Annotated in this window: 13 protein-coding genes and 1 pseudogene; 5 read left to right on the plus strand and 9 right to left on the minus strand. The window is 41.1% G+C overall.

Annotated elements, in window-relative coordinates:
• Nucleotides 1-381 precede the first annotated feature (381 nt).
• The 3 genes from L3V77_RS21375 (at nucleotide 382) to L3V77_RS21385 (ending at nucleotide 2,900) form a co-directional block, all read left to right on the plus strand.
• Nucleotides 382-1,137, plus strand: coding sequence for an isocitrate lyase/phosphoenolpyruvate mutase family protein (locus L3V77_RS21375; protein ID WP_275136847.1), 756 nt, complete (start codon nucleotides 382-384; stop codon nucleotides 1,135-1,137).
• A gap of 2 nt (nucleotides 1,138-1,139) precedes the next feature.
• On the plus strand, nucleotides 1,140-2,198 hold the full coding sequence (locus L3V77_RS21380; protein ID WP_275136848.1) for a methylated-DNA--[protein]-cysteine S-methyltransferase: 1,059 nt from the start codon (nucleotides 1,140-1,142) through the stop codon (nucleotides 2,196-2,198).
• Between the two features lie 303 nt (nucleotides 2,199-2,501).
• Complete coding sequence (locus L3V77_RS21385) at nucleotides 2,502-2,900, plus strand: hypothetical protein (protein WP_275136849.1); 399 nt, start codon at nucleotides 2,502-2,504, stop codon at nucleotides 2,898-2,900.
• A 285-nt stretch (nucleotides 2,901-3,185) separates the two neighbouring features.
• Here L3V77_RS21385 and L3V77_RS21390 read toward each other — a convergent pair whose 3' ends face one another.
• The 9 genes and pseudogenes from L3V77_RS21390 to malK all read right to left on the minus strand — a co-directional run bounded on the left by L3V77_RS21390 (nucleotide 3,186) and on the right by malK (nucleotide 14,352).
• On the minus strand, nucleotides 3,186-4,277 hold the full coding sequence (locus tag L3V77_RS21390) for a glycosyltransferase family 4 protein (RefSeq protein ID WP_275136850.1): 1,092 nt from the start codon (nucleotides 4,275-4,277) through the stop codon (nucleotides 3,186-3,188).
• A pseudogene (locus L3V77_RS21395) lies at nucleotides 4,258-5,737 on the minus strand (sigma-54 dependent transcriptional regulator). The gene L3V77_RS21390 and the pseudogene L3V77_RS21395 overlap by 20 nt, the downstream one beginning before the upstream one ends.
• Before the next feature lie 78 nt (nucleotides 5,738-5,815).
• Nucleotides 5,816-8,074 (minus strand): ATP-binding protein, encoded by a 2,259-nt coding sequence (locus L3V77_RS21400; protein WP_275136851.1) that lies wholly within the window; start codon nucleotides 8,072-8,074, stop codon nucleotides 5,816-5,818.
• A 12-nt stretch (nucleotides 8,075-8,086) separates the two neighbouring features.
• Nucleotides 8,087-8,899, minus strand: coding sequence for a phosphate/phosphite/phosphonate ABC transporter substrate-binding protein (locus tag L3V77_RS21405; RefSeq protein ID WP_275136852.1), 813 nt, complete (start codon nucleotides 8,897-8,899; stop codon nucleotides 8,087-8,089).
• A gap of 73 nt (nucleotides 8,900-8,972) precedes the next feature.
• Nucleotides 8,973-9,662 (minus strand): chromosome partitioning protein ParA, encoded by a 690-nt coding sequence (locus L3V77_RS21410; protein WP_275136853.1) that lies wholly within the window; start codon nucleotides 9,660-9,662, stop codon nucleotides 8,973-8,975.
• On the minus strand, nucleotides 9,662-11,785 hold the full coding sequence (locus L3V77_RS21415; protein ID WP_275136854.1) for an SLBB domain-containing protein: 2,124 nt from the start codon (nucleotides 11,783-11,785) through the stop codon (nucleotides 9,662-9,664). The genes L3V77_RS21410 and L3V77_RS21415 overlap by 1 nt, the downstream gene beginning before the upstream one ends.
• A complete protein-coding gene (locus L3V77_RS21420) occupies nucleotides 11,782-12,618 on the minus strand; it encodes an OmpA family protein (protein ID WP_275136855.1) in 837 nt (278 codons plus the stop codon). Before L3V77_RS21420 ends, L3V77_RS21415 begins: the two co-directional genes overlap by 4 nt.
• Before the next feature lie 36 nt (nucleotides 12,619-12,654).
• Entirely contained in the window at nucleotides 12,655-12,981 is a 327-nt protein-coding gene (locus L3V77_RS21425; protein WP_195705727.1) for an STAS domain-containing protein, read from the minus strand.
• A 252-nt stretch (nucleotides 12,982-13,233) separates the two neighbouring features.
• Nucleotides 13,234-14,352, minus strand: coding sequence for a maltose/maltodextrin ABC transporter ATP-binding protein MalK (gene malK, locus L3V77_RS21430; RefSeq protein WP_275136856.1), 1,119 nt, complete (start codon nucleotides 14,350-14,352; stop codon nucleotides 13,234-13,236).
• 522 nt (nucleotides 14,353-14,874) lie between these two features.
• Between malK and malE the strand changes: the two genes are divergently transcribed.
• Both malE and malF read left to right on the plus strand, forming a co-directional pair.
• The gene (gene malE, locus L3V77_RS21435; RefSeq protein WP_275136857.1) at nucleotides 14,875-16,056 is read left to right on the plus strand and encodes a maltose/maltodextrin ABC transporter substrate-binding protein MalE; all 1,182 of its coding nucleotides are present in this window, start codon (nucleotides 14,875-14,877) and stop codon (nucleotides 16,054-16,056) included.
• Nucleotides 16,057-16,178: 122 nt separating this feature from the next.
• Nucleotides 16,179-17,747 (plus strand): maltose ABC transporter permease MalF, encoded by a 1,569-nt coding sequence (gene malF / locus L3V77_RS21440; protein ID WP_275136858.1) that lies wholly within the window; start codon nucleotides 16,179-16,181, stop codon nucleotides 17,745-17,747.
• Nucleotide 17,748 lies beyond the last annotated feature (1 nt).

A 17,748-nucleotide genomic window follows, 5' to 3' on the forward strand; every position in this document is an offset into this window, starting at 1 on the left:
CAAACTGATCTGCGCTATCCATACTGGACACCAAGTTAAGTGAATATCCATATCTGTGGTTATTCATGAATTGCTAATTTAGTAAAGGCATTGTCAAAAATGAGTTACATCAGCGGTACCGCTAAGAAAGTTCTGCCCCATTGTGCATTTGAGTCAATACTCACAGTAATTCCAGAGCGTAATCTTTGACCTAATTTGTCTAATGTAATTATTATAAAATGAAGTGTCTATCTATTCGATGATTGTTCACTTGAAGGAACGGATTGATTTTATAATTGATAAATGGTCTTGTTCATATTTAAAAATACTTGTCAATTTTTCGGTTGTGACAAACCATCAATTTTATATCCTTCTCATAAGATTTCAACATTGGTAAAAAATATGACTTTTAATGAACTACACAATCAAAACACACCTCTCTTACTCTGCAATGTTTGGGATGTATCTAGTGCTAAGATAGCAGAAAGTTTAGGTTATCAAGCGATTGGTACTTCAAGTGCCGCTATTGCGACTCATCTTGGCTATAACGATGGCGAAAATATGCTCTTCCAAGATTTGTATCAAGTGGTTAGTAGGATCTCAGCTAATACAACCCTACCATTAACTGTTGATATAGAGGCTGGTTACAACAGAAACCCTTCAGAAGTTTATGGCTATATTCAATCTCTGTTAGATTTAGGAATAGTAGGTATAAACATAGAAGATAGTATTGTTGAAGAAGAGCGTAAGCTTGTGGATGCTACAGAATTCGCAAAACTCATAGTATATTTAAAGGATAGGTTGAAAGAAGGTGGTCGAAAGTTTTTCATAAATGTTAGAACAGATACTTTTCTTTTAAATGTATCTGAAGCTTTGTTAGAAACAGAAAAACGAATCAAACTTTATGATGAAGCAGGAGCAGACGGAATATTCGTACCATGTGTTACAAAAGAAATGGACATTCAAACGCTAGTAAAGAAAACTAAGTTGCCGATTAATGTCATGTGTATGCCCGAGCTCCCCGACTTTAGTAAACTAAAAGACTTGGGTGTAAGGCGTATAAGTATGGGAAATTTCTTGTTTGATAAAATAATTAAAGATCTACAGGCTAACCTAAGTTCTATACAGAACAATCAATCTTTTGAATCTGTTTTTTAATTATGCAAATAACTGATAAAGAAAAGATAGGTACGTTTTACCAAGCATTGCTTGAGAGAAACTCAAGCTATGTGGGTATTTTTTATGTTGGCGTAAAAACAACATCTGTTTTTTGTATTGCTACTTGTCGTGCAAGGAAGCCTAAATTTGAAAACGTGGTATTTTATAGTACATTCAAAGACGCTTTAAACTCGGGATTTAGACCTTGCAAAATCTGTAAGCCTACGGAAAATGCTCATGAAGCACCTGAGCCAGTAGCTCAAGCAATGAAAATAGTACGGGATAATCCGAAAGAAAAAATAACCGATTTTCAACTCCGTCAACTGAAAATAAGCCCCGAATTAGTACGTCGATGGTTTAAAAAGCACTACGGTATGACATTTCAAGCATATCAAAGAATGTACCGTATAAATAATGCGTATAAAGAGGTAAAAAGTGGAAGAAAAACTATTGATGCTGCATTTGACTCTGGATATGAATCACTTAGCGGTTTTGGGTATACGTTTAAGAAAATTGTTGGTTATTCCCCAGCCCATACGGTAAATAATAACGTAATTTTGATTAGTCGTGTTACTACACCTCTTGGCCCAATGTTCGTTTGTGCATCTGATGATGGGGTTTGTTTACTAGAGTTTGTAGATCGAAGAATGCTTGAAACTGAGTTTAAAGATTTACAAAAATCACTAAAGGCTAAAATCATTGCTGGTGAGAATCGACATATAAAACAAGTAAAAAAAGAACTAAACGAATACTTTCTCGGTCAACGGAAAAAGTTTGAAGTTGAATTGCTTACTCCCGGTACAGAATTTCAAAACTTAGTATGGCAATGCTTAAGTGAAATTCCTTTTGGGAAAACTTTCACTTATCAAGAACAAGCAGAAAAAATATATAAACCTAAAGCTATCAGAGCTGTAGCTTCGGCAAATGGCTATAATCGTATTGCTATTATAATACCTTGTCATAGGGTTATTGGGAAAGATGGCAAACTAACTGGATATGGTGGTGGGCTAGAGAGAAAACGTTGGCTTATTGAACACGAAAAAGAATACAGTAAGGGCTAGTACTTTATGACCCATTGTATTAATTATCACTTCATGACAATGAGCTATAACGTTAATTAAAGTAAAATAAAGTCATTACAACGTGTCAAACTATGTTCTCTCTTATATGGAAGGTTTAGCCGTTCATTCACCTCATTCACCCTTGTCTTGATTTGTGTGTTCATTGCCGTTTTAGTGAGCAGTGTTTATCTTAAATATTAAAAAAGTCCGCAGCTTCTTTTTTAGCTGCTTGTTCGATTAGGCTTTAAGGTTGTTAGTACCTTTAGATTTACCATGGTTAATGTGGTATTGAGGACAGTCTCGATGACCGCAGGATTATGGCAGTCAGTCATTATGTGGTTAAGTAGGGATTTTCAAATGAGAAAATATCTGGTCTGGTTAAGATGCCATAAAGAATATATTACTGGTACATCTTTTGGGATTATCGTAACACTTATACTCATTGCTACACCGCTGCTATTTAGCCCCGCAAAGCCGTCAAAAAAAATAACAGTTACAATAGTGAGCAAAGGAATAGCCAGTGCTGGCCATCGAGGCGACATGGTTGTTTTCCTTGTAGAATTACCTAATCGTTCAAAAGTTAAAATGAAAAGTGTTGCGGATAGTGGTATTGCAATCAACGAAGAAGTTTGTGTGTTGCAAAATACGTCATCTTTCGGTCTCCATACACATGTTCTTTTAAAGAAAGGCACTTGTGATTAGTGCTATGGGCAAATACGACGTAGTTTGTCTGCAAGATGAAGATGGACTTATCGCAAAATTCATAACGCAGAACTGTCCAAAGATGATTCAGTAATTGTTAAGTGCCTTGATATACCCTCATTATGTTGCTTATTGATAGATGCTTTGACACTTATCTCCCAAGTTGCACAAAACATACGAGATGGTTCTATGCTCTATTAACTACAGTTTACTGATTATCAAATTTTATTGCCTTCCGGCAGTTACAACTTACTGAGCTCAGATTAGCTTGGTTCAATAGAATATCTACGATCGATCTAAAACGGTTTGATACTGTTCCAAATATTGCGGGATAACCGCCAGCAGAGAGAAACGACTTTCAATCGTCTGGCGGGCTTTTGTTCGCATGGTATTTTGCGTGGATTCTGACGCGAATAACCAGTCGTTTAGACAGTGGCTCAGTTCTGTCATATCGTTACCAATCCATCCATTTTCATTGCTAATGATAAGTGACTCCAAAGCACCAACGTTGGTTGAAATAACGGGAATACCTCTGCTCATTGCTTCTAAAGCGGCCATCGGCAACCCTTCAAATCTCGATGTGATAATAAGTACATCTATATCGCTCCAAACGGAATTCATATCATCGATGTGGCCGTGAAGCCGAATATTTCCCCCCGCCATTTTATTCAGTTGCGACGTCATTGGCCCTGAGCCGTAGAGATGAAAATCATGCTGCGGAAAGTTTTTGGCGAGTTCAATGTAACGATCCGGTGCTTTTTCATGGCTCAATCGTCCAACAAAGGCGATATTTTTGCCAAAGCGTGTGGGATAAGATTGCAATGCGACAAAGTTATTTAGGACATGCGTTTTAGAAGGTATTTTGTTGGCAATATCTTTGCTGACGGCAAAGTTCAGATCAGAGAGAGAAGCGGTAAAACGGTCAATCATGTCATAGAGTTTCACTTTTCCTACTGGGGTTTCACCTGCATGATAGGTCGAAACTTGAACCGTGCTCTTCGGAGGTTCGTTCCATTTACAGTGTAAACATGCGAACCGACTAACAACACTGGCTTTATACCCATGAGCGTGGATAAGCGCAGGCCGGTGTAATTTTAGGGCGCAACGCAAGTGCGTAAATACATTGGTATTACCTTTACAATTAGACAATTCTGACAAGAAATTATACGGTATTTTCGCCAATTCTAGTTTACTTAAAATCGGTTGTGAGTCTGAATATTCGGTTAAAAGTACCACTCTAACCTTTTGTTTAAATTGTATAAGGCCGGAAGCCAATTCTAAAATATGGCTCTCAATACCACCCAAAATTTGGCTGTCCACTGCTAACCAAATATCCTCCCTTAACAAGGTGTTAGTGTTAGGTTTCGCTATATTCATCCTCTGTTTCCCAAGCCAGTTTCTTACGGTAAACCGTCGATGGGCTCAGCTCCAGTAGTACCGCGGCAGTCAGAACATTTCCATCACAAAAATCGATAGCGTTTTGTATCGTTTCTCTTTCAACTTGCCACATAGGCCGAATTATCGTTGACGCTTGTTTGTTTGCTTCGAACGGTTCACCTGATGGCGGTGACTCAATGACGTTAGATTCCTCGTATTGTCGTTTTTCTAGTTGTTCGACGATCTCTGGTTGTCGTGGTTTTTTACTCTCGACATTACTGCTTATATCAACATGACTTATTTGGGAGGGGAGATGCTCCATTGCAACGAGTTTGTCATCATTAAGAACCACAATGTTTCTGATGATATTCTGAAGTTGACGAACATTTCCGGGCCAACGATAGCGCTTCATAAGTTGTTGAACTGGTTTGTCTAGGCCTGTGAATTTCTTCCCGTCTTGTTTGGCATAAATCTTAAGGAAGTGGTTTGCCAACGTAATGATGTCTTTGCCACGTTCTCGAAGTGGTGGCATCTCTATAGGGATTACATGGACGCGGTAATAGAGATCTTCTCGAAACCTTCCCTCTTCGACCTCTTTTAGTGGGTCTCGATTAGTCGCACAGATGATCCTAACATCCACCTTTCTTTCTCTGCTTTCACCAAGGGGAGTGAACGTACCTGTTTGAAGAAACCGTAGCAGTTTCTTCTGCATTTCCAATTCCATTTCACAAAGCTCATCGAGAAAAAGTGTACCACCGTGAGCTTGCACTGCCGCCCCTTTTCGATCCGCTGTAGCACCGGTAAACGCCCCTTTGATATGACCAAATATCTCGCTTTCCATTAAGTCTCTAGGGATAGCGCCACAGTTTATCGCAACAAATGGTTTGTTTTTTCTATCACTCTGGTGATGAATAGCTTCCGCACACACTTCTTTTCCTGTGCCGCTCTCTCCATTGATGAATACGCTGGCATTGGTTGGGGCAACAGAATCAATGATTTTATTACACCCCTTGCATCTGCACGCTTGAGCCAATAAATCCATGAAACTTAGAACGGTCTAGGCTGTTCTCTAAATCCTCGACAAGATGCTCTAGTTTGGCATTTTCTAAATGGATACGAATAGAGGTTTTGAGCCGCTCTGCTTGAATCGGTTTTTCTAGAAAATCCTTGGCCCCTCGTTGAATTAGGCTTATAGCAACATCCACGGAACCATGAGCTGTTGCAATGATAACGGAAGAAGGGATTTCGTTTTCTTGAATCCAGTCTAGTATTTCCTGACCGCTAATATCAGGAAGTTGTAAATCGAGAATGACCAATTGGGGAGCATAGTTCTTTATAAATGCTTTTGCCTCCTTCCCGGTTTCTACATGTAGCAGGTCATAGGGTTCATCTTTGACGTACTGTTTGTATAAAATAGCGAGAGAGGTTGAGTCTTCGACAAGTAATACTTTTGGTCGCATACCTATACCTTTGTTTTTTCATATGGAACATCATTCCTACAGAATAGACTATAACGACGTTAATTCTGTTTTATCTTATTAAAATCCTTGTTCTTTTCTTCTTTGCAACGCATCTAAAGAGTCTTGTGCAATCGAGTCTAAGTTTTCTGTGATCGCTTTTACCTTTGTGAGTTCATTATTGATACAGAGGGATTCTATTTTTTCAGCTAATTCGGCTAAGCTCGTATTGCCCAATGCGAGTGAGGAGCTTGTTAACGTGTGTGCCTCAAACTTGAGTGCGGCATAATCGGACTTTTCTAATGCGATAAGCATTTTGCGGACATTTATTTGCGCTTCGTCTATATAGTGGTCAATCAACATTGGCATCACTTCGGCACTCGTATCTTTAATCATCTGTCGCAGCGTTGACTCATTAATAAGTGGTTTTGAATGTGCGGTGTTACTTGCCGTTTTTGGTATTATCTTGATAGTTGGCGGTTTAATTTGAATGTCTGTTTCACTTTCCTGTGCGACATATTTGTTTAATGTATTGATTAAATTTGAAAGATTGACGGGTTTCGATAAGTAATCCGTCATGCCTGCGCGAATAAATTTTTCCTTATCGCCAGATAATGCATGCGCTGTAAAGGCGATAATCGGTAATGTAGCTCTGGTTTTACTGTCGACGTCGCGGATCCTTTTGCATGCTTCTAATCCATCCATTTCGGGCATTGAGATATCCATAAAAATAATGTCGTATATGTTGCTTTGAGCCATTTGAACCGCTTCAATACCGTTGTTGGCTATATCAACATTTAATCCAATGTGTTTAAAAAGGCTCTGGATGACGAGCTGATTCGCCTTATTATCTTCTGCAACTAGAATGCGACTGTGCAAGCACTTTGGATGTAGATTGTTTGGCAATGCTTTGGATTGTTGGAAGTCGTCACGCGTTGCAATTTCCATAGGAAGGTGAACCGTAAAACAACTCCCTACGCCTTCCGTGCTTTCTACTGTTATCTCGCCATCCATTAGGTTGACTAATTTCTTGCAGATGGCAAGACCTAACCCAGACCCTTCATAATCACGAGAGAAGGTTTGATCTACCATGGTAAATTCATCAAATAGATAAGGCAGTGATTTTTCAGAAATGCCGATGCCGGTATCTTTTATTTTGCAGGCGATTTTGGCATGGCTTTCAGATGTTTTTGTCGTGAAAAGTTCAATATCAATCCCCCCTGCTTCGGTGAATTTTAATGCGTTACCGATAAGATTAAGTAACACTTGTTTATATCTATATTCATCTCCGACAAGGTATTCAAGGAGATGGTTGGGTTTAAAACTTAAGTTTAGGCCTTTATCAAGCGCTAGTGTTTTAATGTTGTCAATGACCGACTGAGTCGCATCTGAAGGGTTGAATATTCTCCTATCGATGCTCATGTTATTCGATTCCATTCTGGAGAAGTCGAGAATATTGTTGATTAAGGATAGGAGAAATAGTCCGGAGTCGGTGGCGACATTAACCAATTTTTGCTGTTCGTCATTTAACGGAGTCTGCTTGAGAGAATTAAGCAACCCTATAACGCCATTCATTGGTGTTCTGATTTCATGTGACATCGAGGCGAGGAAAAGGCTTTTGCTTTCATTTGCCTTTTCTGCCTGTTTTCGGGCTGCCTGAAGGTCTGTGTAACTATCTTCAAGGTTCTTAGACATGATATCGAAGGCGTTTGCAACCTCACCTAGTTCGTCATTCTGTTGTAGATTCAGCTGATAACCAGGCCCTTTCTTACTTACCGTGTGTGCTGCTTTTCTTAATTTGACTAAGTTTCTGGTCAGGTAGGTACCAAGTACAAAGGAAAACAGTGCGACTAGCAGAACCTCTAAAGAGGCGATGCCTATTATGGCCTTGCGAGCATCATCCAACATCTTGCTAATAGCGGTGGTTGCAAAACCTATTTCAATAGAACCATATACGGTACCATCGCTTTCAATGTCGATTTTGGTATCAAATACACCATCGTCGACGGACCGTAAGTCTTCATCAATTTTCACACCATTTTCAAGCAACTCAATATTGCCACCAGATGAGAGTGTTTGCCCATAACTCTTTACTTGAACATAGACCACATCTTCGAGCACCATAATGTCATTTACAAGGTCATCGAGTGTCGCGAGATTGGTGGTTAATACCGCATCTTTGATGGCGTGTGCAAACATAGTTGTTGTCGCATGGGCTCGTTGTATCAATTGTTTCTCATTCGAATCACCCAAAAAAGACATAGCACTGAAGACAAGAATGACTAAGAGAAAAGTCTCAATAGCCGCAATACCAATGATAGTCTTGTTGCGAAGGTTCATCTTATTGTCCTACTATTTCGTTTGAATGAGGTCAATATCCAGGGCTCGCACGTCGTCCCAGTCGCTATTTTTCGCGGGCATAAATGCGTTTATTTTCAATGGTTCTAATACTTTTTGGCCCTCTGGAGTACTCGCAAGTTTAGAAAAGAAGTGTTGAACTTGCTCTAATAATTTTGAGTCTATAGAAGGGAGTGCGGCAATGGCATGGGGTGTGTAACCTTTGGTTGTCCAGATAGGATTAAGTTGTTCTTTTATTTCTGGGGGCATCGCATTGAATGTTCTCATTACTCCTCCACCTGCAGGAAAGAATCCTCTCGCTATCGCTAAATAGACTGAATCATGGGATGAAACATACTTAGGCGTGTAGTTAACGTTGGCGGCGTTTAGATACGCTTGAGGAAGTATACTGGCCGCAAATGAAGCCGGTGCAGGGAACGCCATTTCGGAGTTATTGAGTTGCTCTATCTGCGTTATGTTGCTGTCTTTCTTTACGACAATGATGCCTTTTATCTTTTTGTTCTTGGCTTTCGCTACAGCTTGGTATCCCGGTGATTGGTTAAATACAACAAAATGATAAGGGTTCATGTAAGCAAAGCTATACTCCCCCTTAGCGAGGTTTTTTTCGAAGGTAGGAATATCACTCGTCGTCTTGAATACAAATTCATGCCCAGTCTCTTCTGAAAGTGCCTTTAATATGGGCGCCCACTGTTTTGCAAGTCGGCTTGCAGACTGCTGAGGCACAATACCAAACGTATAATGGTGTGCCCAAATAGGCGTAGAAATGAGCATTATCAAGGATATTAGGATTGTTCTAATTATTATCATTATTTGTTCCTATCAATAATCTTTATCTTTTCAAATGGTTGTAGTACTAGCTTAGGTAATAATCCACTATTTACTATACCGTGATGGAGAGAAATTGATTCTTTTTTAATTTATTTATAATGGCTGATCGCCATTTATGAGGAAGAAAGACCAGTCTGTTTACCTCTCTGCTGAGTTCGAATAATAAACTAGGCTGTTCCTTGGTGTTTAAAACGGTGCCTAGTAGCTGTATCTGAGATGAATTAAGTAGCTTCATCGCTTGTGTGATGTCATGTTTGTTTGTCACTCCAGCCAGTACCGTTAAAATGGTTTGGTCACAGGCTGTCGCAACAATTTGAGAAGGAATGTTGCTCTTATTGATATTGAGTATTGGAGACGTATCTATCACGATGCGATCGAATTGTGTGCTCCATTCTTCTATGTTCTTTTTGAGATGCCCAGGACGTTTATACGCGAGTTGAGCAGGAGAATTGATAGGAGAAGACACGCCAGTAAAACACTGGGCCGAGCTGGCGTGTTCTAGCCAAAATTCGTTGGGTTCTAATGAGGGTAATTCCAGCACATTAAAACTGGGTTTGTGGATGTTTAGATCAACGATCAACGTGCGGTAACCTGCCAGCAGATACCGCTCAGTTAAGGCGATAGCTAGTGACGTGACGCCTTCACCTGATTGGCATGAAGTGATACATAGTGAACGACAGTCAGCGAATTCAGCTTCGATAAAAATCTGTTCTATTTCGGCGTGCATTGCGGGAATGGTCATTAGATCGCTCCTATTAAAACAATGGTGGTCGCGATTTGAAGAACGTCTTTAAGGCCAAGGCGTATTTTCTCCGTTAAGCTTTCTCTTCTGTCAGGGATATAAATGGTGTCCCCAGCTCGAATGACAGGCAGGTTTCGAAAACTGGCTGATTTGCTAAACTCAATGAGGTCAAAGGTTCTCGCTTGGCTTTGACTAGTGGAAATATTGACGACGCTGATTTTTTCTAGGTATGCGTCTTCGCTTGGTCCCCCAGCTTCTGCAAGGATATCGAGGATCGTCATAGAATCGTTGAAAACGTATCGTCCAGGATCATTTACAGCCCCTAGTACTCTTACTGTGCTCTCTTTAGAGCGATCTAACCAATTGCGGTTTTTCTCTGGCATATAAATTGTGTCGCCCGGTTTTACCTTTGGTAGTAGGGACTCATCGCCCGTCTCAAAGTATAAGGCTAGGTTCAATTTGCTCACTTTAGAATAACTCTTGTCCCTGTGGGTGACTCGAATGTTGTGTATATCGGCGTCCTTCGTTGGGCCATCGGCAGCAGATAATATATCCAAAAAATGCATTTCGTTAGTGAATCGATAACGACCCGGTGCGTTTATTTGTCCAAATATGTAAATAGAAGCATCAGAACTTTGCCTCACCCACTGGGATTTGTTGTCTGATGGATCTTGCGGTAGGTCGTGCACGCGAACAATAGAGCCAGCTGAGATGATGGGTTGATCTGAACGTCTCGCGCCTTTTTTGATGAAATCATCCAAATTGAAGGTCTGTAGTTCTTTTTCTCCGGTTGATCTATTGGTTGATACGACTTCTATTTTTGTCGTGTCGGCTCTACGTGTTGGCCCACCAACATGAGCGAGTAGGTCCATAAAGTCCATCTCATCTGACCATTCAATCCTACCGGGTCTAACCACTTCCCCAATCACGTTAACGGCTCGGTTAGGTGACACTTTCAACCAAGACTTTTCATTCATGTCAGTTTTTTCAGGTACAAAAATAGCGTCACCGGGCATGATAGATGGCGGTCGGTTAGTTCCTAGGCCTTCTGTGTAGGCGGTTAAGTCAAATTTAATGACTTGACCACCACTTTTAATGATGCGTATCTGTCTTGATTCTGCAAACCTTGTTGGGCCACCAGCATTGGCAAGAATGTCCATAAAGCTTGCACCTGGTTTTCCTTCAAATGCACCGGGTGCGGCAACTTCACCCATTACGTAAACGGTGTTAGCTCCCGATTTTATCTCCTCTTCTTGTTTAGGAACAAAAATGGTGGATCCTGGTAATAAGATAGGAAGGAGTTTGCTATCGCCAGAATCTAGATACCGTTTGAGATTAAAAAGGATAGGGTTGTTATCAGTAATTACACGAATCTGTTCAACGCTAGCGTAGCGAGTGACACCACCGGAACGCATTAATATATCGACTAGGTTTGCCTCGGCACTATAAGAGAAAGACCCTGGTGAATTGACCTCCCCAAAAACCTTAATGGCAGATTTAGGGTCTGAACTGTCCCCTGAATTTGCCTGAGAAAGTGGGTTGAATTCTTGTTCTATATTGCCAACAAGCGGTGATGCTGGGACAAATATTGTATCGAGCGAACGAAGTTTAGGTAGAACGTTATTGTCGCCGGTATCAAGAAATTTCTTGTAGTTGAAGACGCTGTTTTCGGTTCCTCTTTTTAACAGTATTTTATCTAACTGAGCACCCGAACGAAGACCACCAGCGGAAGTGATCGCTGCCTGAACGCCTGCATTGCTAGGGATAGTAAATTGACCGGGTGATTTCACATACCCCTGTACCATGACGATTAGCTGTTTCTTCGCGACATATACTTCGGCGTTACGCAGGTCTCTAAAAGCGACAGAAAGATGTTCGAGTACGATGTTTTTGAGCTGTACTTCATCGTATCCGGCCACAAAGACAGCACCAATTTCTGGAAGGGTTATTTGTCCTTTTTGGTCGACTTGGAAACCTTTATTTAAACTGCTTTCCCCAGGAAGGTTAACCTGTATGTTGTCACCGATGTTAACCGTCTCATTTGAGTTTGCTTGAGAGGTAGAGGTAAAAAGTAAGACAAATAGACAGGTTAATGTGACTAAAAATAGATTTGTGGGTTTCATAATGAGCCCCTTGTGTTTAAGGCTACGGTCGAGCTATTACTTGAGATAATCTCAACGCTAACTCTTCTATTGGTTAATTGAACGGCAGCGGTATCACCTTGGAAAAGTGGTGCGCTTGAACCGAGAGAACTGGATTTAATTCTAGTAGGGTTCAAGCCAAAAATGGTTAGGTATCGTTTCACTTGATTTGCTCTATCTAATGCTAGCGTTTCATTGTATTCGACACTACCTGACGCGTCGGCATGACCCGTTATGGCGAGCTTTAGATGCTTGTTTTCTTTCAACATGTTGGCCGCTTGTGCTAGGTTTCCCATGTATTTTGGATTGATCTCACTTGAGTTCTGGGCAAATTGATTGTCAACGTTGAGCATCGCGAATAACTCGTTAATGATACCCAGTTCTTGCTGCTGGTCTTGCTGACTTTCTGGCGGTGTACAATCGGCCTGATTGGTGACATAAGTCAGCCGTTGCTCCAATTTGTTAAGACTTTTTCTCTGGACAATAAGGTCGTTTGCGGCATCGAGTAACAGGTTGCCTTCAAGCTCTCTGGCGATTCTATTTTGTCTTTCTTGGTTCTGTACAACCGCCGCAGGGAAGCACCATATAGCGCCTTCTTGTACTAACATATCGAGATGAAGCTTACTTATTTGCCAGTCAAATCTTAGCCCGTGCTCTGGGCCGAGTGGTTCATCAGGTAAAACAGGGGAGAAGCCAGATTCAAAATCATTTTCTGCCAAGCCACCACGACCGCTTTCTGGGTAGCTACTACTGCATGCAACTAGGTAGCTGATGCTAAAAAGGATTAACAGGTGTTTATAGGTGTTGTTTTTCATGCTGGCTTCTCCTTAAGTCTCGCATAGAGATGATATCTATGCGGCCTCTCTCTTTTGGTTTACAGATATCGCTTGATTGATACGAAGCAGCGTAATAATTTCGAGAGGTTGTCCATGTACGTTTTCAATTCGCATATTTCTTTCTCGCTCGACTAATCGTTTGTACATGTAAACGATGGCGCCTACACCAGAGGAATCTAAGAACAAAACATGCTTTAGGTCGATCTCGATCTCTGGATGGTTATCTTCTGAAAGGACCTGATCAATATGAGGAAGGGCTTCTTTGCTTCCATTTGCGTCTAAGTCTCCTGAAAGCTGAAGAGTAAGGAGTGTTTCACTTGCGTCTATTTTTCTAAGTTCCATGACAATGACTCTTTATGCGGTTGTGTGTAGATAGGTAAATACACTTTATGTGCCATATTTTAAGTCATTGAAATATTGGAAATATATTGATTTTATGTTGATATTAAAATGAGAAACTTGCGTATTCTCAATATGAGAATCGATTTGACGCTCAGTACTTTCTTAGAGGATAGATTAGGGGGAGAAAATAAAAAACCTTGCTAAGTATGAGCAAGGTTTTAGTGGTTACGGTTAGAGCGACGTTATTAGACCTTAATCAAAATCTATTCCATTTTCTTTGTGCAGTCTTCTACATGCTCTACCATCACTATGAAAAAGGTGACAACGATTGGCTGCTAGACCAATAGAGAACTTGTCCCCAACCTCTACCGCGAGCGTGTCAGGAGCGCGGTAAATAACATCCGCATCTGCGCTGTCTAAATGCAGATAGATCTGGGTTTCGTTACCTAGTTTTTCAACAATCTGAATATCACCCTCGATGGCGGCGTCGGCTTCTTCAGCATTTTGTAGATGCTCTGGGCGAATACCTAGCGACATACGTTCGCCTTTATTGACGGTTCTACCATCAACTGGGATCCAAAGCGTATTGCCATTAGAAAGTTGAACCTGTACACGCTCTGCTTCGACTTCTTCAATATTAACGCTCATGAAGTTCATTTTTGGTGAACCAATAAAGCCAGCAACAAAACGATTTTCAGGGTAATGATACAGTTCGAGAGGCTTACCTACTTGAGAGACAATACCGTCATCGAGTACAACGATTTTGTCGGCCATTGTCATTGCTTCGACTTGGTCGTGCGTTACGTAGATCATGGTGCAACCAAGCTGACGTTGCAGCTTGGTGATTTCGCTACGCATATTTACGCGCAACGCGGCGTCAAGGTTGGACAAGGGCTCATCAAGTAGGAATACATTCGGCTGAGAAACAAGAGTACGGCCAATTGCGACACGTTGACGTTGACCACCAGAAAGCGCTTTAGGCTGCCTTTCTAGCAGATGACCAAGCTGTAATATTTCAGCAACATGAGAGACACGTTTATCGATTTCAGTCTTGCTTGCTTTTGCAAGCTTAAGGCCAAACGACATGTTGTCATAAAGATTCAAGTGCGGGTATAGCGCATAGGATTGGAAAACCATACCAACACCACGTTTCGATGGCTCAACGTCATTCATACGTTCTTCGCCAATATAGAGGTCACCAGAGGTGATCTCTTCTAAACCAGCAATACAGCGTAATAGCGTAGATTTACCACAGCCTGATGGACCAACGAAAACAACAAATTCACCTTCTTTGATTTCTAAATCAACATTTTTGGAGATCAGTAAGTCGCCATAAGCTTTACATACATTCTTTAACGTGACGCTCGCCATGTAGCTTGTCCTCGATTAATTTTTTGTCTTATCGTCTAACAGTATATAAATACTACGGTAGACAATAAAAAGTAGGAAACAGTTTTTGACTAAATGTTTAAAAAAAAGAGAGAGTTAGTAAGCTTACTTACGGTTATCTTGATATGTGCTTTGCTATTAACAACTAATCACTACTCTTGATGGTGTCTAGTTTCCTGTATTAATGCTATTTACACATCCTCCATTAGAATTAATTTCCAGGGGGAGTAGTGGGGGATGAGGCGTAGGAGGCGTAGAAATACAAAACAAGATCCACTTCAAATAAATGGATACGCAAAACGTGACTCGTATCTCATATTGCGACGATTGTGTGATGGGCTTCTCTATCTAATGCAGATGACGATCACGAAAATTTCCCATACCATACGGGGCGTAGAATATAGGATGATGATTACTTACTCGTATTTTAAGATGATACAACTCGAAATATGGCTTATCGTCTAAAAAGAGCCCTACATCTCACATATAAAAAGGATATTAAACATGAAAAAAGCCCTAAGCACTGTTGCTGTATGCACATTAGCCGCTCTTGGTTCATTAAGTGCAAACGCAGCCATTGAAGAAGGTCAACTAACTATCTGGATCAATGGTGACAAAGGCTATAATGGTCTGGCGGAAGTGGGTAAGAAATTTGAAGAAGACACGGGTATTAAAGTGACGGTTGCTCACCCTGATGCACTTCAAGACAAATTCCCTCAAACAGCGGCAACTGGCGATGGTCCAGATATCGTATTTTGGGCTCATGACCGATTTGGCGGCTATGCAGAAGCTGGTTTATTAGCAGAAGTTAAGCCATCGAAAGAAGTAACAGATGGAATTGTAGATTTTGCGTGGGATGCGGTTAAATATGACGGCAAGCTAATAGGGTACCCAGTCGCGATTGAGTCTCTCTCTCTTATTTATAACAAAGATTTAGTGGCGACTCCTCCTAAGAGTTGGGAAGAAGTTGAAGCGTTAAACGCGAAACTGCAAAAAGATGGCAAAACAGCCATTATGTGGAACCTAAAAGAACCGTATTTCACATGGCCATTAATGGCGGCTGATGGGGGTTACGCGTTTAAATATACGTCATCTGGTTATGATGTAAAAGATGCTGGTATTGCTACCGATGGCGTTAAAGCGTCGATGAATTTTGTTAAAGGTCTTATAGATAAAGGTATTATCTCTCCTGATATGGACTACTCGGTCTCTGAGGCAGAGTTCAACAAAGGCAACACAGCCATGACTATTAATGGTCCATGGGCTTGGGGCAATATCGAGAAATCAGGTATTAACTACGGCGTTGCGACGCTTCCGAAATTTAACGGTAAATCTTCTAAGCCATTCGTTGGTGTGTTAACGGCGGGTATCAGCACGGCGTCACCTAACCAAGATCTAGCCGTAGAGTTTATCGAAAACTACCTACTTACTAACGATGGTCTTCGTATGATCAATGACGACAAACCATTGGGTGCAGTTGCTCTTAATTCTTTCCAGAAAGAATTGGATAGTGACAAGCGTATAGCGGCAACAATGGATAACGCAATGAATGGTGAAATCATGCCTAACATCCCACAAATGGGTGCGTTCTGGAGCAGTGCCAAAAATGCAATCATTAACATCGTAGACGGTCGCCAAACCGTTGATGCTGCACTTGCAGACGCAGACAAGCAAATGACGAAGTAACAGTAAACAGATAGGGCCCATAGATTGCACAATCACGAAAGCAGTTGAAGGTCCTATTCATTTTTAGGAGAGGGTAACCTCTCCTTAATATTTTTTATTTTTAATCGCTAGCAGGTTTTCTTATGCAGTCAGTTCAAGGTTCAGGTGCAACGGCATCTGCCGCATTACCTTCAAGCCAAAAAGTGTTTATCAAATGGGCATTATTGGCATCAGTAGGTATAGTGAATGGCTATGCCACAATTCTAATGTATTCTCGCGGTGAACTCGCTTTCGCTCTGCTTACAGTGGTGCTTACCGCTCTAGCTCTTTATATTTTTGGTAGTAAAAAGACATACGCACATCGCTATATTTACCCGGGTATAGCGGGAATGATTTTATTCATTCTTTTCCCACTTGCTTATACTGTCGGCTTAGCGTTTACAAACTATAGTGCTAAAAATCAGTTGTCGTTAGAACGAGCGCAGACTGTATTACTCGATAGAACTTACCAGAGTGGTGAGAGCTATCCTTTTAATCTCTATAAAACTGACAATGGTCATCAACTTGTTGTCACGAAAGGCGAACAACTACTCGCCACTGATAAGTTCACCCTAGAAGGCTTTGCGGAAACAGACCTTGACTTGAATATCGTGTCAGACATTCAGGGTGAAAAAGAGAAAATTAAAACGATTATTCAGAACAAAGCTTCTCTCGGTAATGTAGATTTGCATATGCCTGATGGTTCTGATGTCCGCATGAGTGGCTTGCGTAAGTTTGCTTCTGTCGCATCCCTGTATTCGTTGCAAGATGATGGTGAATCCATGATCAACAACAAATCAGGTGAGACATTGAAGCCAAATATGGATGTCGGTTTTTATCAAGTCATTGATGGAAAAGGTGCATTTATTGGTAACACCATATCACCCGGATTCATCGTCAATATTGATACTGCAAACTTCGAGCGTGTCTGGAAGGACGATGGCATCAAAGAACCATTTATTAGCATCTTTATTTGGACAGTGGCGTTCTCGGCGCTGAGTGTTGGTTTAACACTGGTCATTGGCCTTGTACTGGCGAGTGTTGTTCAATGGGAGTCATTGAAAGGGCGTGCCGCTTATCGTGTGCTGCTTATCTTGCCCTATGCTGTCCCTGCATTTATCTCTATTCTTATCTTTAAGGGTTTATTCAACCAAAGTTTTGGTGAGATCAATATGGTTCTGGAAACCATATTTGGATTGAGCCCTAACTGGTTCTCTGATCCTGTTCTCGCCAGAGTCATGGTCGTTATTGTAAATACATGGTTAGGGTTCCCATATATGATGATCCTTTGTATGGGTCTGCTTAAGGCTATCCCGGATGATCTTTATGAAGCATCGGCAATAGATGGCGCGGGCCCATTGAAAAACTTCACCAAGATAACGCTTCCCTTGATGCTTAAGCCGTTGACGCCATTGCTTATCGCTAGCTTTGCTTTTAACTTTAATAACTTTGTGATGATTTACCTGTTAACTGGTGGTGGTCCAAACATGATCGGAACCTCAGAGCCTGCTGGTTACACAGATTTACTTGTGAGTTATACCTATCGTATTGCATTCGAAGGCAGTGGTGGTCAAGACTTTGGTCTGGCAAGTGCGATTGCAACGCTTATCTTCTTATTGGTTGGTGGTTTGGCATTATTCAACCTACGATTCACGAAACTTTCACAGGACTAAG

It is taken from the genome of Vibrio sp. DW001 (genome assembly GCF_029016285.1).
Taxonomy (GTDB): domain Bacteria; phylum Pseudomonadota; class Gammaproteobacteria; order Enterobacterales; family Vibrionaceae; genus Vibrio.